General features: G+C 66.1%; 24 protein-coding genes. 12 read left to right on the forward strand and 12 right to left on the reverse strand.

The genetic code is table 11. From position 1 onward, the window contains the following. Positions 1-29: 29 nt before the first annotated feature. From AC1VVM_RS00790 to bioF, 6 genes are all read right to left on the reverse strand, one after another. Positions 30-689 carry a peroxiredoxin gene (locus AC1VVM_RS00790; protein WP_482904863.1) on the reverse strand — a complete coding sequence of 220 codons (660 nt, stop codon included), beginning with the start codon at positions 687-689 and terminating at the stop codon, positions 30-32. Positions 690-867: 178 nt separating this feature from the next. Continuing rightward, positions 868-2121: an adenosylmethionine--8-amino-7-oxononanoate transaminase gene (locus AC1VVM_RS00795; RefSeq protein WP_482904864.1), complete on the reverse strand. Its 1254-nt coding sequence runs from the start codon at positions 2119-2121 to the stop codon at positions 868-870. Then, the gene (gene bioD, locus AC1VVM_RS00800; protein ID WP_482904865.1) at positions 2118-2762 is read right to left on the reverse strand and encodes a dethiobiotin synthase; all 645 of its coding nucleotides are present in this window, start codon (positions 2760-2762) and stop codon (positions 2118-2120) included. The genes AC1VVM_RS00795 and bioD overlap by 4 nt, the downstream gene beginning before the upstream one ends. A gap of 7 nt (positions 2763-2769) precedes the next feature. After that, complete coding sequence (locus AC1VVM_RS00805; protein WP_482955612.1) at positions 2770-3516, reverse strand: methyltransferase domain-containing protein; 747 nt, start codon at positions 3514-3516, stop codon at positions 2770-2772. Further along, positions 3513-4133: an alpha/beta fold hydrolase gene (locus AC1VVM_RS00810; protein WP_482904867.1), complete on the reverse strand. Its 621-nt coding sequence runs from the start codon at positions 4131-4133 to the stop codon at positions 3513-3515. The genes AC1VVM_RS00805 and AC1VVM_RS00810 overlap by 4 nt, the downstream gene beginning before the upstream one ends. Beyond that, positions 4130-5293, reverse strand: a complete 1164-nt coding sequence (bioF, locus tag AC1VVM_RS00815) for an 8-amino-7-oxononanoate synthase (protein ID WP_482904868.1) — start codon at positions 5291-5293, stop codon at positions 4130-4132. The genes AC1VVM_RS00810 and bioF overlap by 4 nt, the downstream gene beginning before the upstream one ends. 162 nt (positions 5294-5455) lie before the next feature. Here bioF and AC1VVM_RS00820 point away from each other — a divergent pair, with 162 nt between their 5' ends. Beyond that, entirely contained in the window at positions 5456-6412 is a 957-nt protein-coding gene (locus AC1VVM_RS00820) for a GAF domain-containing protein (protein WP_482955613.1), read from the forward strand. A gap of 312 nt (positions 6413-6724) precedes the next feature. Continuing rightward, positions 6725-7792 (forward strand): L,D-transpeptidase family protein, encoded by a 1068-nt coding sequence (locus tag AC1VVM_RS00825; RefSeq protein ID WP_482955614.1) that lies wholly within the window; start codon positions 6725-6727, stop codon positions 7790-7792. Positions 7793-8002: 210 nt separating this feature from the next. Here the strand turns inward: AC1VVM_RS00825 and AC1VVM_RS00830 are convergent, their stop codons facing one another. Continuing rightward, a complete protein-coding gene (locus tag AC1VVM_RS00830; RefSeq protein WP_482904871.1) occupies positions 8003-8950 on the reverse strand; it encodes an alpha/beta hydrolase in 948 nt (315 codons plus the stop codon). Between the two features lie 105 nt (positions 8951-9055). Further along, the gene (locus tag AC1VVM_RS00835) at positions 9056-10084 is read right to left on the reverse strand and encodes an MBL fold metallo-hydrolase (RefSeq protein WP_482904872.1); all 1029 of its coding nucleotides are present in this window, start codon (positions 10082-10084) and stop codon (positions 9056-9058) included. A gap of 252 nt (positions 10085-10336) precedes the next feature. On the opposite strand from AC1VVM_RS00835, the gene AC1VVM_RS00840 reads away from it, so the two are divergent. Beyond that, positions 10337-10825: a hypothetical protein gene (locus AC1VVM_RS00840; RefSeq protein WP_482904873.1), complete on the forward strand. Its 489-nt coding sequence runs from the start codon at positions 10337-10339 to the stop codon at positions 10823-10825. Positions 10826-10876: 51 nt separating this feature from the next. Here AC1VVM_RS00840 and AC1VVM_RS00845 read toward each other — a convergent pair whose 3' ends face one another. After that, positions 10877-11653, reverse strand: a complete 777-nt coding sequence (locus AC1VVM_RS00845; RefSeq protein ID WP_482904874.1) for a class I SAM-dependent methyltransferase — start codon at positions 11651-11653, stop codon at positions 10877-10879. Between the two features lie 81 nt (positions 11654-11734). On the opposite strand from AC1VVM_RS00845, the gene AC1VVM_RS00850 reads away from it, so the two are divergent. Beyond that, a complete protein-coding gene (locus AC1VVM_RS00850) occupies positions 11735-12520 on the forward strand; it encodes a helix-turn-helix domain-containing protein (RefSeq protein ID WP_482904875.1) in 786 nt (261 codons plus the stop codon). A 170-nt stretch (positions 12521-12690) separates the two neighbouring features. On the opposite strand, the gene AC1VVM_RS00855 is transcribed toward AC1VVM_RS00850, so the two are convergent. From AC1VVM_RS00855 to AC1VVM_RS00865, 3 genes are all read right to left on the reverse strand, one after another. Further along, complete coding sequence (locus AC1VVM_RS00855; protein WP_482904876.1) at positions 12691-13740, reverse strand: hypothetical protein; 1050 nt, start codon at positions 13738-13740, stop codon at positions 12691-12693. Between the two features lie 107 nt (positions 13741-13847). Further along, positions 13848-14678 (reverse strand): type I methionyl aminopeptidase, encoded by an 831-nt coding sequence (map, locus tag AC1VVM_RS00860; RefSeq protein ID WP_132387497.1) that lies wholly within the window; start codon positions 14676-14678, stop codon positions 13848-13850. 88 nt (positions 14679-14766) lie between these two features. Further along, a complete protein-coding gene (locus AC1VVM_RS00865) occupies positions 14767-15633 on the reverse strand; it encodes a DUF4163 domain-containing protein (RefSeq protein ID WP_482904877.1) in 867 nt (288 codons plus the stop codon). 44 nt (positions 15634-15677) lie between these two features. Here AC1VVM_RS00865 and AC1VVM_RS00870 point away from each other — a divergent pair, with 44 nt between their 5' ends. From AC1VVM_RS00870 to AC1VVM_RS00905, 8 genes are all read left to right on the forward strand, one after another. Continuing rightward, a complete protein-coding gene (locus tag AC1VVM_RS00870; protein ID WP_482904878.1) occupies positions 15678-17078 on the forward strand; it encodes a leucyl aminopeptidase family protein in 1401 nt (466 codons plus the stop codon). A gap of 171 nt (positions 17079-17249) precedes the next feature. Further along, positions 17250-17576, forward strand: a complete 327-nt coding sequence (locus AC1VVM_RS00875) for an SH3 domain-containing protein (protein ID WP_132387230.1) — start codon at positions 17250-17252, stop codon at positions 17574-17576. Then, positions 17576-18499 (forward strand): N-acetyl-gamma-glutamyl-phosphate reductase, encoded by a 924-nt coding sequence (gene argC / locus AC1VVM_RS00880; RefSeq protein ID WP_482955615.1) that lies wholly within the window; start codon positions 17576-17578, stop codon positions 18497-18499. Before AC1VVM_RS00875 ends, argC begins: the two co-directional genes overlap by 1 nt. A gap of 413 nt (positions 18500-18912) precedes the next feature. Next, a complete protein-coding gene (locus AC1VVM_RS00885) occupies positions 18913-19251 on the forward strand; it encodes a P-II family nitrogen regulator (protein ID WP_021233466.1) in 339 nt (112 codons plus the stop codon). A 209-nt stretch (positions 19252-19460) separates the two neighbouring features. After that, positions 19461-20870 carry a type I glutamate--ammonia ligase gene (gene glnA / locus AC1VVM_RS00890; RefSeq protein WP_132387234.1) on the forward strand — a complete coding sequence of 470 codons (1410 nt, stop codon included), beginning with the start codon at positions 19461-19463 and terminating at the stop codon, positions 20868-20870. 159 nt (positions 20871-21029) lie between these two features. Further along, positions 21030-22136: a hypothetical protein gene (locus tag AC1VVM_RS00895; RefSeq protein WP_482955616.1), complete on the forward strand. Its 1107-nt coding sequence runs from the start codon at positions 21030-21032 to the stop codon at positions 22134-22136. A 22-nt stretch (positions 22137-22158) separates the two neighbouring features. Further along, positions 22159-22758, forward strand: coding sequence for a fasciclin domain-containing protein (locus AC1VVM_RS00900; protein ID WP_482955617.1), 600 nt, complete (start codon positions 22159-22161; stop codon positions 22756-22758). 259 nt (positions 22759-23017) lie between these two features. Continuing rightward, positions 23018-23653 carry a lysozyme gene (locus AC1VVM_RS00905; protein ID WP_482955618.1) on the forward strand — a complete coding sequence of 212 codons (636 nt, stop codon included), beginning with the start codon at positions 23018-23020 and terminating at the stop codon, positions 23651-23653.

The raw sequence follows: 23653 nt of genomic DNA on the forward strand, positions 1-23653 counted from the left end.
CCCCTGCAAGGGGAGGAATTGGCGCTTGCCTACTCCGGCTGCGGCACCAGCCGAAGGTAGGGCTTCAACGTCTCCCAACCCTCCGGATAAATCTTCGCCGCTTCGTCGTCCGACACGGCGGGAACGATGATCACCTTCTCACCATCCTGCCAGTTCACCGGCGTCGCCACGCGATGGCGGGCGGTAAGCTGCATCGAATCGAGCACGCGCAGGATTTCGTCGAAGTTGCGGCCGGTGGTCATGGGATAGCTGATCATCAGCTTGATCCGCTTGTCCGGACCGATCACGAAGACGGTGCGCACGGTGGCGTTATCCGCTGCCGTCCGACCGTCTGAACCGCCCTCGATCGCTTCGGGCAGCATGTTGTAGAGCTTGGCGACGGTCAGTTCAGTGTCGCCGATCATCGGGAAGTTGGGCTTGGTGCCTTGCGTTTCGGCAATGTCCTCGGCCCAGCGCTCGTGATTGCCGACGGGATCGATGCTGAGGCCGATCACCTTGGTGTTGCGCTTGTCGAATTCGGGCTTGAGGCTGGCCATATAGCCCAGCTCGGTGGTGCAGACCGGCGTGAAGTCCTTGGGGTGCGAGAACAGGATCGCCCAACTGTCCCCGATCCATTCGTGAAAATTGATCGGACCTTCGGTGGTCTCTGCCCTGAAATTGGGGGCTTCGGAATTGATGCGGAGCGTCATCGCGGTCTTCCTCTCGGCGTCGGGAAGACCTTGGGGCTTCCCGAACATGTGAAACGTCGAATTCGAGAAGCGTTATTCGCGCGATTGAGTATCCGATTCGTCGGAAGCTGGACAGAACCTTTCGTGTAGTGGTGAACACATCTTCATCCCCGCCGCAGCCACAGGCGACGAGGCGAGCCTAAAAGGAGATCACCGCCGCGCCGATGGCGTCCCAGATCCGCGCCAGTTCGTCGTCGGTGATGCAGTAGGGCGGCATGACGTAAACGGTGTTGCCCAGCGGGCGCAGCAGCACGTCGCGCTCGCGGAAGAAGGCCATCAGGCGGGGAGCAAGGTCACTCATGTAGCCGGTTTCGCCACTGGTCTTGAGGTCCAGCGCGGCAATCGTGCCAAGCGTGCGCGGGTTGTCGAAATGGCAGAACTGACCCAGCTTTTCGATCCACGCCGCCTGCTTTTCGGCCAGTGCCTGCACGCGTTCCAGCACCGGCTCCTCACGCCAGATGGCAAGGTTTGCCGCCGCCGCCGCGCAGGCGATGGGGTTGGCGGTGTAGCTGGAGGAATGGAAGAACATCCGGGCCCGATCGGTCGAGTAATGCGCCTCGAAGATCGGCTCGCTGGCCATCGTCACTGCCAGCGGGATCGCGCCGCCGGTCAGGCCTTTCGACAGGCAGAGGATATCGGGCACCACGCCGGCCTGTTCACAGGCGAGCAGCGTGCCGGTGCGGCCCCATGCGGTCATCACTTCGTCGGCGATGAACAGCACGCCGTACCTGGCGCAGATCTCGCGCATCGCCTTCAGCGTGTCCGGCCCGTAGAACAGCATCCCGCCGGAGCCGAGCACCAGCGGCTCGACGATCAGCGCGGCTGTATCCGGCTGGCGGCAGAGGGCCTCCAATGCGTCCAGCGTTTCCTGCTCGGCACCGGCGGCGGGGAAGGGGATGCGGCCCACGTCGAACAGCAGCGGGTCATAGGGCCGGTTGAACACACCGCGCGCCCCTACCGACATCGCGCCGATGGTGTCGCCGTGGTAGGAATTGTCCATCACCACGATGCGGTGGCGGTTTTCGCCGCGCCAGTGCCAGAAGCCGAGCGCCATCTTCAGCGCCACCTCGACACTGGTGGAGCCCGAATCCGAGAAGAACACACGCGTCAGGCTCTCGGGCATCAGCGCGCGCAGGCCGGCGGCGACTTCCTCGGCCGGTTCGTGCGTCCAGCCTGCGAAGATCAACTGGTCCAGCTTGCCCGCCTGCTCGGCAATCGCGCCCATGATGCGCGGGTGGCAGTGACCGTGCGTCGTCACCCACCACGAGGAGATCGCGTCCACCACCGCGCGCCCGTCCGCCGTGTGCAGCAGCGCGCCTTCGGAGCGGGTGACCAGCGGCACCGGCTCCTGAAGGCCGTGCTGGGTGAAGGGATGCCAGATCGAAGAGGTCATGCTGCCCCCGTTTCCACTACGAAATCGTTGAGATCGAAATTCGCCTCGAACGCCTCGCGCAGCGTATCCGGCGTCAGCGGCGAGACGTGCGGCAGGCGGCCGAGGCGGCGGACTTTGCCCATCGCGCAGATTGTTGCCTCGCTGTCTTCCTGAGGCTCGCCGACGAAGGCCACGCCCAGCACCTCGACCCCGCGCGCGCGCAGGGCTTCGATGGTCAGAAGCGAGTGGTTGATCGTGCCCAGCACCGTGCGGGCGACCACGATCACCGGTGCGTTCCAGCGTGCGAACTGGTCGGCATACGTCATGCTGCGCGAAAGCGGCACCAGCGCGCCGCCTGCGCCTTCGACCACCAGCGGGCCATCAACCTGCGGCAGGGCGAGGCGGGCAGGATCGATCTCCACCCCGTCGATCTCGGCCGCGCGGTGGGGCGAGCAGGGGGTGGTGAGGCGATAGGCTTCCGCCAGCACCTTTTCGCGCGGCAGGCCAGAGAGGCGGGCGACGCGGTCGGCATCGCCGCCGTCTTCTTCCAGCCCGGCCTGCACCGGCTTCCAGTAATGCGCGCCGAGGGCGCCCGCGAGGGCGGCGGCGAAGACGGTCTTGCCGATTTCGGTATCGGTGCCGGTGACGATCAGGGTGCTCATAAGCCGCTCAACTAGCGCGGCATAAGTGACAGGTCACGACCTCGTAAGTCACTTCGCATCCGCTTTGGGCAAATCGACCCAGCGTGCGGCGCAATTGTCCGGGCGTCAGGGGGCGGTGATTGGCGTCGGCCGCCTGCGCGCCGATGGCTTTGAGGCCGCGCAGGAAGGCCATCGGGTCTTCGTGGCGCTCCACGTGATTTTCGACCGTGACGGCGCAGTCTCTGAAAGCTTCGACCGGCGCGAAAGCGGGTGTTCCGGCGCTCAAGCCTTCGGCAGCATGAGCGGCGCGCCACTCGGCGAAGCTGCCGGGGCCGAGCGTGGTGACCATCAGGTGCCCGCCGGGAGCCAGCCATCCCGCCATGCGGGCGAGCGCGGCGGGAGCATCGTCGAACCACTGCACGGCAAGGCTGGAGCAGATCAGGTCGAACGGCCCGCATTCGGGCGCGCCATATTCGCCGTCGAGCACGGCAAAGCGGCGGTGCGCGCTTTCGCCAAGGCGGGCGCGGCAGCGCTCCAGCATTTCGGGCGCGAGATCGGTGATCAGCCAGTCGCCGCCGATGCCGACGTTAGTCAGCGCCTCGGTGAGAAAGCCGGTGCCGCAGCCGATCTCCAGCACGCGGGGCGCTTCAGGCAGGTCCAGAGTGGCGATCCGCACCGCCAGCGCCTCGGCCACTTCGCGTTGCACGCGGGCATGGCCGTCGTAGTCGGGGGCGGCGGCGAAGGCGCGGCGCACTTTCTCGCGCGGGACGTTCATGTCAGCAGCCCCGCCAAACCGCGCACCGCTTCGGCGCAGAGGTCGGGGTCCTGTATCGGCAGGAGATGGCCGCCCGCTTCGCTTTCGATCCGGCGCACGTCGCCGCCCTCGAAGGTGGTGGCGCGCATGGGGCCGGGCAGCAGCGGATCCTGCCCGCCTTGCAGCGAGATCACCGGCACCTTGGGCAGCGGCGCGCGGGCGTCGCGCAGGCGCAGCAGGTCGCGGCGGAGCAGCTCGGCGTCGATCTTGCCTTCGGGAACGGTGCCGCCGATCTGCTGGTGGAAGCTGGCGAGCACGCCTGCCGGGCTCTGTCCGAAACGGCGGATCATGTGCTCCACCACGCGCACCGGCACGCCCGGTTGGCCAAGCGGGGCGGTGAAGCGCGCGAAGCCGTTGATCGCCACCACACCGGCAAGCCCCGGCGGCGGATCGGTGAGTACGCGGATCGTGCCGAAGCTGTGCGTCACCGCGATGCAGGGGCCGTCCACTTCAGGCGCGAAAGGCGCGCCGAAATAGCCGCGATCGTCGATCACGCTGTCAAAATCGGACAGCAGGGCGGCAAGCGGCTGCCAGAAGCTGCGGTCGAACCCCCAGCCGTGGGCGAAGAGCAGCTTCACAGATGGCCCTCGATGGCGGCAAGCAGCGCGTCGATATCGGCTTCGGAATGCGTGGCGCGCAGGGCAAGGCGCAACCGGCTGGTGCCGGGCGGTACCGTCGGCGGCCGGATCGCGGAGGCGAGGAAGCCCGCCTCCTCCAATTTGCGGGAGAGCGCCATGGCATCGGCCTCGGCCCCGATCACGGCGGGCACGATCTGGGTGGAGGACTCGCCATGGTCCAGCCCCAGTCTTGCCAGCCCTGTACGCAGCCTGTCGCCCAGCGCAGCAAGATGCGCGCGCTCGGCGTGCATAGTCGGCACCAGATCCAGCGCGGCATCGACCGCGCCCAGCACGGCGGGCGGCGGCGCGGTGGTGAAGATCATCCCGCTGGCGGCGTTGACGAGATAGTCGATCAGCACTTGCGACCCGGCGATATAGGCGCCGAACCCGCCCAGCGCCTTGCTGAACGTGCCCATGATCACGTCCACGCGCCCGGGAGCGAGCGCCGAAAGACCGGCGCCGTCCGGGCCGAGCACGCCGGTGGCATGGGCCTCGTCGATATAGAGCACGGCGTCATACCGCTCGGCGATTTCGGCCAGACGCACCACATCGGCGCGGTCACCGTCCATCGAGAACACGCTCTCGGTCAGGATCAGCCGCGCGGGAGCCTCTGCGCCTTTGCTGGCAAGAAGCTGTTCGAGATGATCGAGATCGTTGTGCCGGAACCGGTGCTGGCGCGCGCCGGACATGGCTACACCGGCATGCATGGAAGCATGGATCAGCCGGTCCGCGAACACCGCGACACCGGGCATGGCCGCGATCAGCGCGGGGATCACTGCCGCATTGGCCTGCCAGCCGCTGGCGAACACCAGCGCCGCTTCGGCATGCTTGAACCGGGCGATCCGGGCTTCGAGGGCGAGATGTTCGGCGCTCGTCCCCGTTACCAGCCGCGAGGCGCCCGAGCCGGCGCCATGCGCGCGCGCCCACTCGCCCGCACGCTCCACCAGCAGCGGATGGCGGCTGAGGCCCAGATAATCGTTGCTCGAAAAGTCCACGAGTTCGCGGCCATCGCGCCGGATGCGCCCCGCCGGGGCGAGGGCTGCGGGCCGCAAGATGCGGCGTTGACCGGCGCTGTCGATCCGCGCGAGCGCAGCTTCAAGGAAGGAATCGAGCCTCTTCATCGCCGCCGCCGGTATGGCAAGCGGACGGCGGAGACAATCGATATCGGCGAATAGAGTGCGCGAACGCGCCCAGCCGCATGCGTCAAGGAGCGCAATCAATTGGATGATCGACGAACGGCCCAATTGCAGATAGATTCGCCGCGAACAGGGGGAGGGGTGATGATGGACGACGGTTCCCATCACGGCGAGCAGGTCCTTCGCACGGTGCGGTCCGAAAGTGCCGCCGCGCTGTCTCCTGTCGCGGCATCGTGGTGCCGTTCTGCATTGCGCTATGGGTTGGACCCCGATGGCATGCCCGCCGTCCAGCCGATAGAGGCCGCCATGCTGGCCAGGATCCGCGAGGCGAGCGGCGCGCTTCCTCTCATTGCCGGTCCGGTGATCGACACGCTGTTCGGCAGTGTTGCGCGCAGCGGCGCCTGCCTGTTGCTGGCCAATGGCGACGGCGTGGTGCTGGATATGCGCGCCGGGGCCGCGGACCACGCACACTTCATGTCGCACGGCCTTGCGCCCGGGGCCGACTGGGGCGAAGCGCGCGAGGGCACCAATGGCATCGGCACTTGCCTTGTCGAGCAACGGCCCGTCACGATCCGCCGCAACGAGCACTTCGCCAGCCGCAACACCGCCGTTTCCTGCATGGCCGCCCCCGTCTTCGATCCCGAAGGGCGGGTGATGGCGGCGCTCAATGTCTCCAGCGCCCGGAGCGATCTGGACGATGCGATGGCGCTGCTGGTCGCCGCGCTGGTGCATGACGCCGCGCGCACGATCGAGCGCGACGTGTTCTGCCAGAGCTTTGCGGACGCGCGCATCGTGCTGGCACCCGGCGAGCGTCCGGGCGGCGGCCCGTCGCTGCTGGCCGTGGACCGTGACGATCTGGTGATCGGCGCCACCCGCGCGGCTCGGCGGCGGCTGGGGCTGGAGATCGGCACCATGCTTGACCCGCGCCCGCTGGGCGACGTGCTGGGCCAGCCCGCGACGGGCGGCTTCGATGATGGCGACCGGGCCGTGCTGCGCCGGGCGCTGGCGCGTGCGGGGGGCAATGTCTCGGCTGCGGCACGGCTGTTGGGAATCGGCCGGGCCACGTTCTACCGCCGTATGGAGCGTGTGGGCCTGACTGCCTGAGTGACTAACGGCCGACGGGCAGAGCGATAGGGCTCCGACCTGTCCCGCTGCTGAGACAGGTTCGCAAAAGCACTTCCTCCGGCCCCTTGCCCGCCTGATTACGCTGTCATATTTTCCATATGCAGTTTCCCGAGGTCTCCTCCCCTCCGCAGCCTTGGGAAGCGCTGGCGCTGGCGAGACCCGTCCCTCTCTCCCATCCCCCCGCACGGGGCCTCGCCGGCGCTTTAAATTCTCTCATCGGACCCTTCGGGGGCCATGCAATCGGAGCCGCAGGCCGGTTCACGCGTTGCAACGGCATCGAAAACAATCCCGATGGGGTCGCGCTTGAAACTGCTTCTTCCCTCTTCGCTTGTGCTCTGTGCACTGCTCGCCGCTTGTAATTCCCAGCCTCGCAAGCCCGAGGCGCCGGCTTCCACGGCTCCGGCAAACCCGCTCGCATTCGGCGATGCGCGGGATGCCGGAGCGCCCGATAATCCCGTGTTGCGTGGGCAAGTCGCGCTGGACCGGCGGGGCTTTTCGCCCGGCGTGATCGACGGCAAGGACAATGCCGCAACGGCGCTGGCGCTGCGCGGTTTCCAGCAGGCGCAGGGCCTGCCAACGACCGGCAAGTTCGACCCGGCGACGCAGCAGGCGCTGTTCGCCGGGATCGACGGCACCGGCACCCGACTTGTGGTGATCCCGGTGGCCTTCGCGCGCGGTCCGTTCCATCCCGACCTGCCGCGCGACATCGCGGGGCAGGCACGGTTTGACCACCTCGGCTACCGCAGCATGAGCGAGGCGCTGGCCGAGCGTTTCCACACCACGCCCGAAATGCTACTTGCCCTCAACGGCCCGGGCACTGTGCTGGGCGCAGGCCGCAAGGTGCGTGTGCCTGACATTCCCGACGCCGCGCCCGCGCAGATTCGGGACGACAAGACCGGCTGGGCGGATACTTTGGTGCGCCTCGGCGTCAGCGGCGATCAGCCCCACGCCGATCACATCGTGGTTGATCGTTCGGACGGTGCGCTGCGGGCCTTCGACAGTCAGGATCGGCTCATAGCGCAATTCCCCGTCACCACCGGCAGCGCGCACGATCCCTTGCCGATCGGCACGTGGAAAATCGTCGGCGAGGCGCGCAATCCGGACTATCACTTCAACCCGGATCTGTTCTGGGACGCGAAGAAGAGCGCCAAGGACAAGCTGTTGCAACCGGGTCCGAACGGGCCGGTGGGCGTGGTCTGGCTGGACCTGTCCAAGGCGCATTACGGCATCCACGGAACGCCTGAGCCGCAGAATATCGGCAAGACCGAAAGCCACGGCTGCGTGCGCCTGACCAACTGGGATGCGGCGCGGTTGGCGCAGATGGTCTCGCCGGGGACGAAGGTGGTGTTTCAGATCTGAGGGCGGCCAGTTGGGGGCGCAAACGCCCTCCCGCCAACCGACGTCATCCTGAACTTGTTTCAGGATCCATCACGCCACCGGCACTGTGCTTCGATCGGCAAGCGGAAATCGCCGCCCCATGCGCGCGGCCGTTCCGGGCAGGCCGACAAATGGATCCTGAAACAAGTTCAGGATGACGGATTGAGGGGAGCGATTGAGACGCTGCCGAAGCTAGAGGATCGAAATTTCCGCCAGCCACCGCTCCACGAGCGAAGGCCATATCTCGACCGGATGCCCGATCTTCCGGAGCGCAAAGGCATGGTCGCCTTTGGCGAAGAGATGGACCTCGGTCGGCACGCCCGCCGCATCCAGAGCGCGCGCGTACATCGTGCTGTTGCAGATGTTGTCCTTATGATCGTCCCAGTCTTGCACGATGAAAGTCGGCGGTGTCTGCCTGGTCACGTGGATGGTCGGGTCGAACGTCGTGCCTTCGCGGCAGAGATGGCCGGGATAAGCGGCCACGGCAAAGTCGGGACGGCTGCTGATCCTGTCCATGGCATCGACGGGCTTGTAGGCGGGTGTGAAGATATTGCTTGTCTGCGCGACCAGATAGCCGCCTGCCGAAAAGCCGATGACGCCGATCTTGTTCGGGTCGATGCCGAGTTCCCCGGCGCGGGCGCGGGTGAGCCTGATGGCCCTTTGCGCGTCTTGCAGCGCCCGCAGGACTTTCGGCGTGAATTGGCAGTCGCAGCTATCCGACCAGGCGGTGTCGCTGCCGGGAACGCGGTATTTCACGAGAACGCAGGTCATCCCGCGCGAGGTGACCCAGTCGCAGACTTCGGTTCCTTCGAGATCGATGGCCAGATTCTGGAAGCCGCCACCGGGGAATACCACCATGGCGGCCCCCGTGTTCGCGCCCTTCGGCGCAAAGACCATCATGGTCGGCACGGTGACATCGTAGATCGCGGTGGCGGGCTGTCCGGCGATGCTGTGAGGGTTCACCACGGCCGTCTCGGGCGGTTGGGGCGTGCCTTCCATGTCCGGTACTTTGCCCGGCCAGAGCGGTATCTGGCTGATGCCGGGCGGAGCCTGCCACGCCGTTTCCCGGCTCGCGGCGAGGCCCGGCGTCGCGATCGACGCCGCGACGAGAGCGAGCAGAACGGTAAAGCGTTGCGGCACAGGCAGAATCCCTCCCGATTCCATTCGCGGAAGGTAGCTCTGCGGAGAGGGGCGTCAACGGCAAGCGCAGCCGGTCCGGAGGGGGTGCGCCCGGTCGAAATCGCTTCAGCTTTCCAGCGAATAGCCTGCCTCGCGCCATGCCTTCATCCCGCCGTCGAGCGCGCTGGCGCGGGGGAAGCCAAGGTCGCGCAGGGTCGCGGCGGCCAGCGTGGAGATCTTGCCGAACTCGCAGCAGGTCACGATCTTCACGGTCGGATCGCAGAGCATGGCGTTGACGCGCAGTTCCAGTTGCCCGCGCGGCAGGTGCACGGCCCCGGGGACGTGACCGGCCTCGAAGGCGTCCTTTTCGCGCACGTCCAGCACCACGAAGTCCCCGCGATTGGCGCCGACGCGCGCGGCCAGTTCCTCCAGCGCGATGAACGGCACGCGGGCAGCGGCATCGGCCAGCAGTTGCGCCACCGTCCGGCCGCCGTTCATGTTGGTGCGCAGCGCCTCGGTCAGGTGTCTCGGCGCGGCGAGGTCCAGTTGCTGCATCATCGCCACGAATTCGGCGCGGTCGGTCTTCTGGAGGCGCGGATTTCCGGCGATCTCGGCAGCGATGGTGGAATGGGTGCGGCCCTTGTAGTCGTGCGCCGGGAAGACCAGCGTGTCTGGCGGCAAGGTCAGCAGCTTGCCGAACAGACTGTCGAACAGGGCCTCGGGATCGCCGCTCGGCAGGTCGGTGCGCCCGGTGCCGCCGATCAGCAGGGTATCGCCGGTGAACACCCGGTCTTCCGCCACGATGCACATCGAATCGCGGGTATGGCCCGGCGTGTGCAGGGCCCGCAGCCGCAAGCCGCCGACGATCAGCATGTCCCCATCGTCCAGCCGCATGTCGGCATAAGGCGCGGGGCTCAGCCGGTTCATCACCACCGGCGCGTGGAGCAATCCGGCAAGCTCCCGGCTGGCCGAGAAGTGGTCGGCATGGGTATGCGTGTCGAGTACATAGCGCACGTGCACGCCCATCTGCCCGGCAAGGCCCATGTAGCGGTCTATCTGGGACTGTTCGGGATCGATCAGGATCGCCGCACGCGTATCCCCGCAGGCGAGGAGGTAGGACTGGCAGCCACCTGTCGCGATCTGCTCGAAGATCATCGGCATCTTCCCCGGCAAGAGTGGCCTATTCTTGCCCCTCATCGGCGCGGGCAACAAGGGCGCGAGTCCGTTTCGGGCGCATATCTTTCGGATATCCCGGCGGGATTCCGTGCCGGCCCGCGCGCTGCACAGGCAGTTCCGGACGGGGCGAGCCCTGGTCGGGGTGGACCGAATCTGCCCGTCTTGCCTTGGGCGGTACGGGAATCCTAACCCTCGGCGTCCCGATCCCGATTTTCAGATCAAGGACATGTCATGAAATTCGCATCCGCCGCGCTTGCGGTTCTCGCCGGCGCTAGCGCGCTCGCCGCCACGCCCGCCATGGCCAGCGTCGTGAACGCAGAGGCCAATCTGGCCCGCTCCGAAGGCGACTGGGGCGGCGAACTGGCACTGGGGGTTCCCGTAGTCCAGGATGGCGGGTTCGAGATCACGCCCGGCGTCGGCCTGTTCTTCCATGAGCGTGACCACCCGAACTACTACCACGACAATGGCGATTGCTTCAGCAAGCAGAGCGGCAATCAGGTTTCCGGCGGCAAGTGCGACAATTCCGGCACGACCATCTTCGCCAAGCTGGAGGCGACCTATCGCCTGCCGATGTCGCTCGCGGTCGGCGTGGGTGCGCGGCTGACGGGCGATAACCTGCGTCCTTACGGCACCGTATCGATGCCGGTGTTCCCGCATCTCAATCTCAAGGGGAATGTCGGCGATCACTACCTTGCGGCGGGGTTGCAGGCGCGGTTTTGAGATATCGTGTTCCTCCCCTTGAGGGGGAGGAACTTCATTGATCGTCCCGACCTAAACCGCTTCGATCGTCACCGTATCGATGGTGAACGAACCATCCGTCTCGATCCCGAACCATTCCGCCACTTCAGCCGGAGCGACTGCCTGCAGCGCCCGGATCGCCGCCACCCGCTCGGGCGGAGTGCGCATGCGGGCAGTCCAGACCGGGAAGTCCATCCGCAGCCGCGCGGTTCGTACCTCACGCACCGTGAACCCGGCGCGATCCAGCATCGCGATCCACTGTGCCACCGTGTAATCGCGCACATGGCTGACATCGCGGAGCAGTTCCACGGCCTGCAGATGCGTGTCCGCCGAAGCATCGCCCGGCGCCACCACGTCCACGAAGATCGCCGGCGAACCCGCCTTCAGCACCCGCCGCGCCTCACGCAGGCCCACTTCAGCATCGCGCCAGTGGTGCGTGGAAAAGCGGCAGCCGAGGAAATCGAAGCTCTCATCCGCGAACGGCAGCGCTTCAGCAGGCGCCGCTTCCACCGCGATATTCCCGAGGCCGCGCCGAACAGCCTCGGCAGCGACTTGTTCCAGCATCTCCGGCGACAGATCGCAGGCCGTCACCTTCTCAGCATGCGGCGCCATGGCGTAAGCCACGTGCCCACCGCCCGCGCCAAGATCGATCGCGTGGCGCGGCGCGGCAACGAGCGCGCGGGCGGCGATGGTTTCGAGATCCGCGCCTGAGGCGTGGACGGCACTGGTCACATAGGCAGCGGACATTTCGCCGAACTGGCTTTTCGCCAGCCCATGCTGCGTCGGGGCATATTCAGTCTGATCGGTCATGGTCGATCTCCTTTCGCCGCCTCAAATGAACGCAATTTAGCCTGTTACAATGTAGATAATTATCCTGTTATAACCGCCACCATGTCCACCGAGGAACAACGCCGCCTGCTGGGCGCCTTCGTCCGCGCCCGCCGCGAAGGGCTCGCGCCCGAAGGCCATGCCCGCCGCCGCCGCACGCCCGGTCTGAGGCGTGAGGAACTGGCCGCCCGCGCCGCCATCGGCACCACATGGGTCGCCTGGATCGAACAGGGCCGCGAAGTGCGCCCTTCCGCCGAAACGCTCGGCCGCCTTGCCGGTGCCCTCAGCCTCTCGCCGGCCGAGCGCGACTACCTCTTTTCGCTCGCCGAGCGGCGCGATCCCGCCGATCCCTTCGCCGCTCCGCGCGAGGCCGCGCCGCCCGCGATTACCGCCGCCGTGGCCGCCCTGCCCTTCCCGGCCTATGCGCTGGATCCGGCATGGTCGGTCTGCGCCGCCAATGCCGCCGCGCGCCGCCTGTTTGCAGGACTGTTCGACAGCGAAAGCGCGCCCAACTTATTGCGATACGTCTTCACTCACCCCGCCGCGCGCAGCCTGCTGCCCGACTGGCACACCCGCGCCATGCGCCTGCTCGCCGAGTTTCGCCGCGACTACGGGCGTGTGATGAGCGACCCGCGCGTCGCTGCCGTGGTGGAATGGCTCCAGAACGAAAGTCCGGAATTCCGCGAAGGGTGGGAGAGCCAGTCGGTGCTCGCGCGCGAAGGCGGGGCACGGGATTTCCTGCATCCGGAGGACGGGTTGTTGCGCTTTACCCAGCACACTCTGGCGGATGTGGAGCGGGAGGATTTTCGCCTGGTGTTTCTGGAACCGGCCGAGGCGGCAAAGCCCTGACGTCAGCACAATCAGACCGGCCAGTTCCTTAAACTCCGTCGCCCCCGCGAAGGCGGGGGCCCCGCTGCCTTTTTACCTCGCCTCAAAGAACAAGCGGGGTCCCCCCCGCGCGGGGACGACGGGGAGTATTGGGGGTTGGTTTGAGTGGGGATCCGAACGAGAGTTGCGGCCTAAAGCTCCATCACACTCGGCTTGCTCGACCGCTCGATCATGCCCGTCGTCCGCTCGCCATCCCAGGTGTAGAAAGCGTGGCTCTGCTGCACGAGCGGGAAGTCCTTCGGCCAGTCCGGCGGCAACACATGCCCGCCGCGCGAGCGAGTATTGATGAACGTCTCGCCCGCGATCTCCACGCGGCGCCCGTCGATGGTTTCCAACACGAAGGACACGTTCTCCCCCCCGGTCAGGAAACGCCGCAACCACGGCACCTGCACCGGACGCGCGGGCGTGCGAGTGCCGTCCGCATCGATGATCCAGCCCTCGGCGTAATTGAGACCGCCATCGTCACGCGGAGGATAGATGTTGAACCCGAAGGCCCGCCCGCTGGGGAAGACGGCGCTCTGCCAGCAATGCCCCCAAAACCCGGCAAAGGCGCGGAAGCCGGTGCGGCGGATGCGTAGGCCATTGGCCTTGAACGGGCGGCTCTCGCCATTGACGGTGAGCGTGCCGGTGCAGCGGAAAAGCTGTTCGTAGCGCGGGCTCATGAAACTGCCCTGCTCGCCCCCCAATGCCTCGGCGGCTTCGGGAAGGAGCGAGCCCGGCACCCAAGGCGGCGCGGCCATTTCCATGTCGACGGCGATTTCGAGGTCGGCCCAAGCCGTTTCCTCGAAGCCGGGATTGTCGATGATTTCCTGCGCCGTGGTTTCGGCCACTTGGCCCTTGTAGGTCGCAGTCCAGCGGCGGAAGGGCTCCACGCATTCGAAGCGGACGGGGCCGGTGCCGCGCACGGTGGGGCGGCCATCGGCACCGTAGGGCGCGTGCGTATCGCCATCCCCGCGCTTGGAGAGCAGGCGGCCATCGGCGAAAGCGACGTCCAGCCAGAACTCGTGGCGATCCCAGTGCGAGCCCACCGCTTCGACACCGATGCGCATGGCGAAGAGGCCGTTTTCCTCCTCGATCCAGACGTTCACGGCATCGCGGAGGCCATCGTCGGGCTTTTCGGCCACGACGAATTCACGCTCTTCGGGAACTCCGCCTGACAAGTCCATCGCTGCGGTGGCCATGGCAATCTCTCCTCGGTTTTGCCGGGGAGGCTGTCATGACATGCAAACGAGGTCACGCCCCGGCACATGCGCCGGGGCGATATCCTGCCTGCCTCAATCGGTAACGATCAGGCGTAAGGCGGCTTGTGGAGGCCTTTGGGGCTGGTCGTGAAGATCTCGCAGCCCGTTTCGGTAATGCCGATCGAGTGCTCGAACTGCGCCGAGAGCGACTTGTCGCGCGTCACCGCCGTCCAGCCGTCCGAAAGCAGCTTCACCGGCGGCTTGCCGAGGTTGATCATCGGCTCGATGGTCATGAACATGCCGGGCTTGAGCAGCGGCCCAGTGCCCGGGCGACCGGCGTGAACCACTTCGGGCGCGTCATGGAACAGGCGGCCGAGGCCGTGGCCGCAGAACTCACGCACGACGCCGTAACGCTGCGACTCGGCATAGGCCTGAATGGCCGCGCCGATGTCGCCCACGCGGTTGCCGGGCTTGGCCTGCTCGATACCGATCATCAGGCATTCGTACGTCACGTCGACAAGGCGGCGGGCCTTCAGCGCGACATCGCCGGCCAGGTACATGCGGCTGGTGTCGCCATGCCAGCCATCGAGCAGCGGGGTCACGTCGATATTGACGATATCGCCGTCCTTGATTGTCTTTTCCGACGGAATACCGTGGCAGACGACGTGGTTGATCGAGATGCAGCACGAATGCGCATAGCCGCGATAGCCAAGAGTTGCGGGCACGGCGCCGCCGTCGAGCGTCAGTTCGCGCACCTTGTCGTCGATCTCGGCGGTGGACACGCCCGGCTGCACCATCGGCGCGATTTCGTCGAGAATCATGGCGGCAAGGCGGCCTGCCTTGCGCATGCCCTCGAAGCCCTCAGGCCCGTGCAGCTTGATGGTGCCGTCGCGCAGGACGGTTTCGTTTCCGGGTTCGACGGTCTGGTATTCGGTCATGTCCACCAAGATAGCGAGGCCGCGCTGAAAATGCGAATCGGGAGTGCGCAGTCACGGTTGCCTTTCATGCAGCCGCAGCCTTCCGCGCTTATTTTCCCAGCGAAAAGCTCGCGCGGTACTGCGGTTTCAGCGTCGCCATCACGGCAGCGGTGACAGGTAGCGTGATCTCGTAACTGCCTTCCGCATAAGGCCCCGCATTGTAGGGCGGCACCAGCAGGCCGATGCGGTTGAACGTCTGCCCGTTGGTGGATCCCAGAATCACCACTTGCTCGACCGGATCGATGCAGTCCGAGAACATCTCGTCGCTGCCCGAGGCGACCGGGGCGCCGCGCCGCTTGCCGCGTTCCTTGTCCAATGCCGCGCAGAACGGCGTGCGCAGCGCTTTCGAGAGTGCTGCCTTGCTGACGAACAGGTCCTCCGGCTTGCGCACGGTTTCAGCGTGGCGGTCCCATAGCAGGGTCTCGAACGTGCTCATCCCATGCGCGCCGCCAGTGAAAGTATAGAGCTGCGACGACAGCGAGAGCCAGCCGGGCAGGTCGGCCACGACCTTCCAGTCCTCCCCGTAGCTGTGCGCGTGGTAGGGGAAGCCCTGCTTCTTGGCCTCGCCCCGATCAGTCCGCGAGGACGAGATGAGTTCCGAGCGCGCCTGTTCAAGCTGCTTATCAAGCTCCGCCTTCAGGCCGGGGATCGAGCCCGCCGCGTCGGGGTAGGAATAGCTGAATTCGTAAAGGTCGTTTTCGACCTTCTCCGAGCGGCCGCCGCCGACCGGGTCGCTGGCGGGAACGGCGCTGGCATCGGCCGCTGGCTCGCTCGCTTCCTCGGTCACGACCGCCTCCTGCGTGACGGTTTCGGTGACCGTTTCGCTCGGGTTGGGCGTGGTCCCGGCCTTGCAACCGGCGGTCAGAAGCATCGTCGTGACCACGGGGGTCAGCAGCCATCCGCGATTTCGCATCATTTTCCTCTCGGCTCACGCTCGCTGCGAGGCTAGAGAATCCCGCCATGAGCGACAAGAACGCATTGATTCAGCCCGACCGCGGCCAGAAGGCCGTGACCATCCATCTCGTCACGCGCGATGGAATGGAGCAATTCCTCAAGGGACTGCCGGTTCCACAGCGCGCCGCGCTGGATGCGCAGAAATTCGTGGGCGATGCGGGCAGCCATGCCATCGTGAGCGATGGCGACGGCTGGTCGGTGATCGCAGGCGTTGCCGATCCGGCGAAGCTGACCTCTTGGTGCCTCGGCAAGCTGGCCGATGTGCTGCCCGCCGGTACTTATCGCTGCACAGGCGGCGAGGCCGGAAAGGCCATGCTCGGCTGGATCGCCGGGCAGTACCGCTTCGACCGCTATCGCTCCGATCCTTCGGAAGAAGGCCCGCGCGTGCTGCTGACCACCGAGGTCAAGGCGATCGACGCCATGATCGCCGAGGCCGAGGCGACCGAACTGGTCCGCGACCTCGTCAACACGCCCGCCGAGGACATGGGGCCGGGACATCTTGAGGCAGAGGCCGAATCGCTCGCCAAGGCGTTCCGCGCCGAAGTACGGGTAACGCGCGGGGAAATGCTCGAACGCGAATATCCGATGGTCCATGCCGTCGGCCGCGCGGCGGGCCGCGCCCATGCGCCGCGCCTGATCGAGTTGGAATGGGGCGACCCCAAGCATCCGAAGATCGCCGTCGTCGGTAAGGGCGTCTGCTTCGATTCGGGCGGTCTCGACATCAAGCCGGGCGCCGGCATGCTGCTGATGAAGAAGGACATGGGCGGCGCCGCGCATGCCCTTGGCCTTGCCCGGCTTATCATGGGTGCGCAGCTTCCGGTGCGCCTGCATCTGCTGATCCCGGCGGTGGAGAATGCGATCTCGGGCAATTCCTTCCGCCCCGGCGACGTGCTGCGCAGCCGCGCGGGCATCTCGGTTGAGATCGGCAATACCGATGCCGAAGGACGTCTGATTCTGGGCGATGCGCTCACCCGCGCGGGCGAGAAGGAGCCCGAACTCGTGATCGACTTTGCCACGCTGACCGGCGCCGCGCGCGTGGCGGTGGGCCCGGACCTGCCCGCACTGTTCACGCGCGAGGACAGCACCGCGCAGGAGATCCTCGATGCCGGTCTGGCCGTGGACGATCCCTGCTGGCGCTTGCCGCTTTACGACGGCTACCGCGAATATCTGAAGTCCGATCTGGCCGACATCAACAATGCCGGATCGAGCGGTTTTGCGGGATCGAGCACCGCCGCGCTGTTCCTCGACCGCTTCCTGCCCAAGGACATCGACTGGGCCCATTTCGACACTTTCGCATGGCGCCCCGCCGCCCGGCCGGGCCGTCCCAAGGGCGGCGATGCGCTGGGTCTGCGGGCGGCGTGGTATATGTTGAAAGCACGCTACGGCGGTGCCGCCGCCAAGGCCTGAACCGCGCTTCGCAAAGGAACGCCGTAAGAGCGGCGTTCGTCGATTGACGGCCCAACCTTGCGAAAAGTGCGCGCCCCCGCTAAGCGCGCGCTCCTTGCATTTGGAGATTTACCCACGTTGGCCACTGAGGATTCCTTTACCCGCCCTCCCCGGATCGATGGACAACTTGCCATGACCGGGCCGAGCGTGACCGCGGATCCCGGCTGCCTGCCCGTTCGCGGCGACCTGGCGCACATCAAGCTCGCCGGGCGCTGCTTCGTGCCGCACTATGCAGTGCCGATGCCGCATCGGATCGCGGCAGGTGCCGTCCTGCGCGCCACCGGCCGCGACGACGCCGATGCCATCCGCGACCTGCCCGAGGGCGAGACCTTCAACGTGCTCGACATTGCCGGAAGCTGGGCCTGGGGCCAGCTGGGCGAGGACGGCCAGGTCGGCTATGTATCGCTCGACCGGATCGCCGCGATGGATGCGGCTGCCGGTGCGGGAGTTCAGGGCTGATGGCAAAGAGCGTCTTCATCGACGGCGCGGCCGGTACCACCGGCCTTGAAATCGCCGAGCGGCTTGCCGGGCGCGACGAGTTCGAGCTGATCGTTCTCGATGACGCGCGCCGCAAGGACGACGCTGCCCGCGCCGAGGCGCTCAATGCCGCCGATTTCGTGATCCTCTGCCTGCCCGACGATGCCGCCAAGGCCGCCGTAGGCATGATTCGCAATGACACCACGCGCGTGATCGACGCCTCTTCGGCGCACCGCGTCGCGCCGGGCTGGGCCTATGGCTTTCCCGAACTGGTCGGCCGCGAGACGATTGCCGCCGCCCGCTTCGTCAGCAATCCGGGCTGCTATCCCACCGGCTTCATCGCCCTTGTCGCGCCGCTCGTGCGCGCGGGCCTGCTGCCGGCCGACTGGCCTTACGTCTGCCACGCCGTTTCCGGCTATTCGGGCGGCGGCAAGGCATTGATCGGCCGGTTCGAGGAAGACCGCGATATCGCTTTCCGCGCCTATGGCCTCGGCCTTGGCCACAAGCACGTGCCCGAGATGCAGACGCATGTCGGCCTGGCCCATGCGCCGCTGTTCGCGCCGGCCGTGGTGCCCGCGCATCGCGGCATGCTGGTGGAAGTGCCGCTGCACCTCTCGGTCATGCAGAACGCCGGAAGCCCCGCCGAACTGCGTAACGCCTTGGCGGAGTTCTATGCCGGCAGCCCGATCGTCTCGGTGATCGATGACCAGCCCGACGAACTGCTGCTGCGCGCGTCGATGGAACCGGTGGACTCGCTGACGCTGCGGGTGTTCGGTGCCAAGGACGGCACGCAGGCGCGCCTCGTTGCCATGCTCGACAATCTCGGCAAGGGCGCGAGCGGGGCGGCGGTGCAGAACCTCAACCTGATGGCGGGCCTTCCGGAGACTGCCGGACTCCGGCTCTGAAGCTCCAGACATCCGTCTGGACAAAGCTTTCCAGCTGAACGAACATGAGCGCCGCAGGTCCGAACCGGACCTGCGGCGCTTTTCGCATGGGCCACGGCATGGCGTTAACCATGCCGCTTGGGGCTGTGCCTGAACACCGGGCACGCGGACGCCGCCTGCACAATTTTCAGGCACGCCCTGCCTGTTTCTTGAACAGAAGTTGTGCCTCCGCCGGGGTTTACCCGCATAAGGCTGCTAAACAGCCATGGTAAAAGGTACAAATCCGGGCTTTTCGCGCCTGCACACTTCGCCTAGGACTTTCTCATCCGCATTGGCACGATTCTTGATGGGAATCGCGCGCGAGGCAGCTGGTTCCCGGGACCGGACTCCTCATCGGAAGAAGCCGGGAAACAAGCGCAGGGGTCTAGACAGGCGTGAAGAAAATCGAAGCTATCATCAAGCCGTTCAAACTCGATGAAGTGAAGGAAGCGCTGCACGAAGTGGGCGTCTCGGGCATCACGGTTACCGAGGCCAAGGGTTTCGGCCGCCAGAAGGGCCACACTGAACTCTATCGCGGCGCCGAATACGTGGTGGACTTCCTGCCCAAGGTGAAGCTTGAGGTGGTCGTGCCCGACGCGCTGGCCGAACGCGTGGTCGAAGCGATCGCGGACGCCGCGCAGACCGGCCGCATCGGCGACGGCAAGATTTTCGTGGTGCCGATCGAAACCGCCGTGCGCATCCGCACCGGCGAGCGCGACGACGACGCGCTCTAAACCAGGAGCGCCGAACTGAATTCAAGGGAAGCCCCCGCCTGTCTTCTGACCGGCAGGCATTCCCGCACAAAGCTTTTCCAGCCCTTTGCTGAATTCAGAAAGGGGCCGGATCGGGAATGGATGGTCGGGGGGCCATCCATTCCCGCAAGAATGCCAAAACCCGAAAGACTCTTTCGCAGGCGGAAGAGCATCACTGGAGAACCAAGATAATGGCTAGTGCAAAGGACGTCCTGAAGAAGATCAAGGACGAGGAGATCGAGTGGGTCGATCTGCGCTTCACCGACCCGAAGGGCAAGTGGCAGCACCTCACCATGGTCTCGACGATCCTCACCGAGGATGAGCTCGAAGACGGCCTTATGTTCGACGGTTCGTCGATCGAAGGCTGGAAGGCCATCAACGAGTCGGACATGATCCTCAAGCCCGACCTTGACGCCGTCTATGTCGATCCGTTCTCGGCAACCCCGATGCTGATCGTGTTCTGCGACATCGTCGAACCCTCGACCGGCGAACTCTATGCCCGCGATCCGCGCTCGACCGCGAAGCGCGCTGAGTCGTTCGTCCGCTCGGCCGGTTTCGGTGACACCGTCTACGTTGGCCCCGAAGCTGAATTCTTCATGTTCGACGACGTGAAGTTCTACGACGGTTACGACGGCAACGGCTTCAAGATCGACGACATCGAACTGCCGACCAACACCGCCAAGGACTACGACGTGGGCAACCTCGCCCACCGTCCGCGCGCCAAGGGCGGCTACTTCCCGGTCGCTCCGGTCGACTCGGCTGTCGACATTCGCGCCGAGATGGTCTCGACCATGCTCGAAATGGGCCTGCCCTGCGACAAGCACCACCACGAAGTGGCTGCTGCCCAGCACGAACTCGGCCTGACCTTCGGCACGCTGGTCACCACTGCCGACCGCATGCAGATCTACAAGTACGTCGTGCACATGGTCGCACAGGCTTACGGCAAGACCGCCACGTTCATGCCGAAGCCGATCATGAAGGACAACGGTTCGGGTATGCACACGCATATCTCGATCTGGGACAAGGGCAGCCCGCTGTTCGCCGGTAACGGCTACGCCGGTCTCTCGGACATGTGCCTGTACTTCATCGGCGGCGTCATCAAGCACGCCAAGGCCCTCAACGCCTTCACCAACCCGACCACCAACAGCTACAAGCGCCTGGTGCCGGGCTACGAAGCCCCCGTGCTGCTCGCCTACTCGGCGCGCAACCGTTCGGCTTCGTGCCGCATCCCCTACGGTGCGGGCGACAAGGCAAAGCGCGTGGAATTCCGCTTCCCCGACGCGATGGCCAACCCGTACCTGTGCTACGCCTCGCTGCTGATGGCTGGCCTCGACGGCATCAAGAACAAGATCCACCCTGGCGACGCCATGGACAAGAACCTCTACGATCTGCCGCCGGCCGAACTCGCCGAAGTGCCGACCGTTTGCGGTTCGCTCCGTGAAGCGCTCGACTCGCTGGCCGCTGACCACGACTTCCTTCTCGAAGGCGGCGTGTTCACCAAGGACCAGATCGAAGCCTACCTCGAACTCAAGTGGCCCGAAGTGCTGCGCTGGGAAACCACGCCGTCGGCCGTTGAATTCGACATGTACTACAGCGCCTGATCGCGCATCCTTCCTTTCGGGGAAGGAGCATCAGTTCGCCGAGTGGGGCGCCCGGAGCAATCCGGGCGCCCTTTTCGTTTCCTGTGCGTTTCCCTACGATGCGCCTGCGGGGAACAGCCGCCCGGATGCGGCGTTGCCCCTCATCGAAAGGAATTCCCGATGGTCCGCATCCGCAGCACGCTGACGCTGGGAACCGCGACGCTGGCGCTGCTTTCGCTTACCCCGCCGGCAAGCGCGCAGCAGCAACCGGGCGAAGGCCACGGCACGCCGGAGCGCGAAGGCGGGCCGCAAGCCCCTTCCCCGCAGGGCCCGCGACAGGACGCCCCGCCACCTCGCGAAAACGCACGGCCAGGCGAGTCCAGACCGCAGGAAAGCACGCGCCCTGCCCAGCCGCACCCCGAAGCATCGCCCCACGCGCTCCCGCGCGAGGATCAGCGCCAACCGGCTCCGGATGCCCCCAAGGACGTGGGGCCCGGACAGATCCCGGCTCAGCCGCGCCAGCAGCAGGAAGCCGAGCGACGGCGCGAACAGGAGCAGCGCTGGCAGCAGCAACGCACGGGCCTGCGGCCGATTCGCGAGGATGTGCGCGAAGTCGCCCATCGGGACGCGCATGGCCGGTCGTTCCAGGTGCCGACCAATGACCGTGTCAATGTCGTCACCACCTCCAGCCGGTCCGATTGGGCCACCGCCGCGCAGCGCCGCAGTTTCGAGGGTTGCCCGCCGGGGTTCGGAGCCCGCTACCAGAACTGCGCGCCGCCCGCGCTGGCCGAGCCCGTCCACCACCGCTGGAACCAGCCCGACTGGTACGGCGCCTACGATCGCAACACCGGCTATCGCTACGCCGACGGCTACCTGCTCCGCCTCGGCCCCAACAGCGCCGTGGCCAGCTACGTCCCCTTGCTCGGCGGGGCGCTGGCGGTCGGGCGATCCTGGCCCGGTGCCTATAACGCCGTGGCCCTGCCGGATCATTACACCCGTTACTACGACCTCGGCCCCTCCAGCACTTATCGCTACTATGACGGTGTGATCTACCGCGTGGCTCCGACCAACGCGGCGATTACTGCTGTTGCGGCGCTGCTTACCGGCGATGCCATCGCGGTGGGCCAGCCGATGCCGGCGGGCTACGACGTCTACAACGTGCCTTACAATTATCGAGACCAGTACTTCGATGGGCCCGATGCGTTATACCGCTATTCAGATGGCGCAATTTACCAGATCGATCCCGCCACCCGCCTCGTGCGGGCGGCGATCGAACTGCTCGCCTGACTGCTCCAAGGAAATGCCTCCGATGCGCAACGCCCTCCTCGCCGCACCGCTGCCCGTTGCGCTCGCACTGGCCCTGACCGTCTCCGCCGCGCTGGGGCTGGCCGCCTGTTCGGGCAAGCAGAGCCCGGCCGCCGAAACCGCCAGTGAGACGCCGGCCGCCGCAGTGACACCTGCGAGCGCGACCCTGCCCGAAGTGCTGGACGATGCCGACGGCATGCAGACCATGGCCGAAGCGCTCAAGACCACCGGCATCGAGGGCGTGTTCAACGACAAGGGCAGCTACACCCTGCTCGCGCCAGAGGACGATGCTTTCGACGCGCTGGGCGACAAGGGCAAGGCGCTGATCGAGGCCAATGACCACGCCGCTCTGGCCGCACTGGTGCGCAATCACATGCTCACCGGCTACATGACGCCCGAGGATATTGCCGCCGCAATCGCCGCCAGCAAGACCGGCAAAGTGACGATGCCGACACTGGGCGGCGGCACGGTGACGTTCTCGAAGACCGGCGAGGCCATCACCGTGACCGCCGACGACGGATCGCAGGCGACGATCGAGGACAGCCCCGTGGCCGGTGGATCGAGCATCGCCATTCCGGTGAGCGGGGTCCTCCGGAAGATCTAGTCCTCCGGGGGCAAATGGAGCGCTGCGGTTTCACCGCCCCTCTGTGCCGATGGAGAATCCTTGCGGAAGTCCATGTGCTTAGGCTCCAATCTCACGGAAATCGGCGCGTTTGGCCGCGACGATTAAGCTATGTTCACTATATGTTCTTTTCTCGACAGATAGCGGAAACTGCGATCTAGTCGCACCCGTCCAGCTCGGCATCGAATCGGGCGGTTCGGGAACGCGCCTTTTCCGTTCACGCGATCGAGAAGGACAGGACATGAACAGGAAACCGATCTTCGATGCGGTCCGCAAGCTGTTGGACCGCCCGTTCACGCAGCCCGAAGTCGATGCACTGGACGAGGCGATAGACCTCGCCACCTCCGCGCTTCCCGCCACCACCGCACCGGAACCCACGCCGCCCGAACCTGCATCGGTACCCGACGCTTCGGGCCGGACGCTCGGTGCGGCGGGCGCCAAGCTCATCAAGAAATGGGAAGGCTGCGAGCGGCACCGCGCCGATGGCCAGTTCGATGCTTATCCCGATCCCGGCAGCGCCGACGGCAAGCCCTGGACCATCGGCTGGGGCTCGACCGGGGCCGACATCCGGAAAGGGACGGTCTGGACCCAAGCCCAGTGCGACGAACGCTTCGATGAGGACATGAAGTCCTACGTGGGCCAGGTCGCGCACTTCATCGGCGACACGCCGACCACGCAGAACCAGTTCGATGCCCTCGTCTCGTTCCAGTACAATACCGGCGCGATTGCCTCCTCGACCCTGGGCAAGCTGCACAGGCAGGGCAAGTTCGCCGAGGCGCAGCAGGAATTCGCCAAGTGGATCTTCAACGACCACAAGCCGATGGCGGGCCTGAAAGCGCGGCGGGCGGATGAAGCGAGGCTCTACGGCACGCCCTGA

The sequence above is a fragment of the Novosphingobium sp. BL-S-33 genome (assembly GCF_056857025.1).

Bases quoted from the DNA above. Each gene is read 5' to 3' on its own strand.
- map (WP_132387497.1), bottom strand. From the start codon at position 14,678: ATGACCGAATACCAGACCGTCGAACCCGGAAACGAAACCGTCCTGCGC.
- bioF (WP_482904868.1), bottom strand. From the start codon at position 5,293: ATGAAGAGGCTCGATTCCTTCCTTGAAGCTGCGCTCGCGCGGATCGAC.
- AC1VVM_RS00900 (WP_482955617.1), top strand. From the start codon at position 22,159: ATGCGCAACGCCCTCCTCGCCGCACCGCTGCCCGTTGCGCTCGCACTG.
- AC1VVM_RS00905 (WP_482955618.1), top strand. From the start codon at position 23,018: ATGAACAGGAAACCGATCTTCGATGCGGTCCGCAAGCTGTTGGACCGC.
- AC1VVM_RS00820 (WP_482955613.1), top strand. From the start codon at position 5,456: ATGGACGACGGTTCCCATCACGGCGAGCAGGTCCTTCGCACGGTGCGG.
- AC1VVM_RS00795 (WP_482904864.1), bottom strand. From the start codon at position 2,121: ATGACCTCTTCGATCTGGCATCCCTTCACCCAGCACGGCCTTCAGGAG.
- glnA (WP_132387234.1), top strand. From the start codon at position 19,461: ATGGCTAGTGCAAAGGACGTCCTGAAGAAGATCAAGGACGAGGAGATC.
- AC1VVM_RS00855 (WP_482904876.1), bottom strand. From the start codon at position 13,740: ATGGCCACCGCAGCGATGGACTTGTCAGGCGGAGTTCCCGAAGAGCGT.
- AC1VVM_RS00875 (WP_132387230.1), top strand. From the start codon at position 17,250: ATGACCGGGCCGAGCGTGACCGCGGATCCCGGCTGCCTGCCCGTTCGC.
- AC1VVM_RS00805 (WP_482955612.1), bottom strand. From the start codon at position 3,516: ATGAACGTCCCGCGCGAGAAAGTGCGCCGCGCCTTCGCCGCCGCCCCC.
- AC1VVM_RS00835 (WP_482904872.1), bottom strand. From the start codon at position 10,084: ATGATCTTCGAGCAGATCGCGACAGGTGGCTGCCAGTCCTACCTCCTC.
- AC1VVM_RS00790 (WP_482904863.1), bottom strand. From the start codon at position 689: ATGACGCTCCGCATCAATTCCGAAGCCCCCAATTTCAGGGCAGAGACC.
- argC (WP_482955615.1), top strand. From the start codon at position 17,576: ATGGCAAAGAGCGTCTTCATCGACGGCGCGGCCGGTACCACCGGCCTT.
- AC1VVM_RS00895 (WP_482955616.1), top strand. From the start codon at position 21,030: ATGGTCCGCATCCGCAGCACGCTGACGCTGGGAACCGCGACGCTGGCG.
- AC1VVM_RS00865 (WP_482904877.1), bottom strand. From the start codon at position 15,633: ATGATGCGAAATCGCGGATGGCTGCTGACCCCCGTGGTCACGACGATG.
- AC1VVM_RS00845 (WP_482904874.1), bottom strand. From the start codon at position 11,653: ATGACCGATCAGACTGAATATGCCCCGACGCAGCATGGGCTGGCGAAA.
- AC1VVM_RS00850 (WP_482904875.1), top strand. From the start codon at position 11,735: ATGTCCACCGAGGAACAACGCCGCCTGCTGGGCGCCTTCGTCCGCGCC.
- bioD (WP_482904865.1), bottom strand. From the start codon at position 2,762: ATGAGCACCCTGATCGTCACCGGCACCGATACCGAAATCGGCAAGACC.
- AC1VVM_RS00840 (WP_482904873.1), top strand. From the start codon at position 10,337: ATGAAATTCGCATCCGCCGCGCTTGCGGTTCTCGCCGGCGCTAGCGCG.
- AC1VVM_RS00870 (WP_482904878.1), top strand. From the start codon at position 15,678: ATGAGCGACAAGAACGCATTGATTCAGCCCGACCGCGGCCAGAAGGCC.
- AC1VVM_RS00825 (WP_482955614.1), top strand. From the start codon at position 6,725: ATGGGGTCGCGCTTGAAACTGCTTCTTCCCTCTTCGCTTGTGCTCTGT.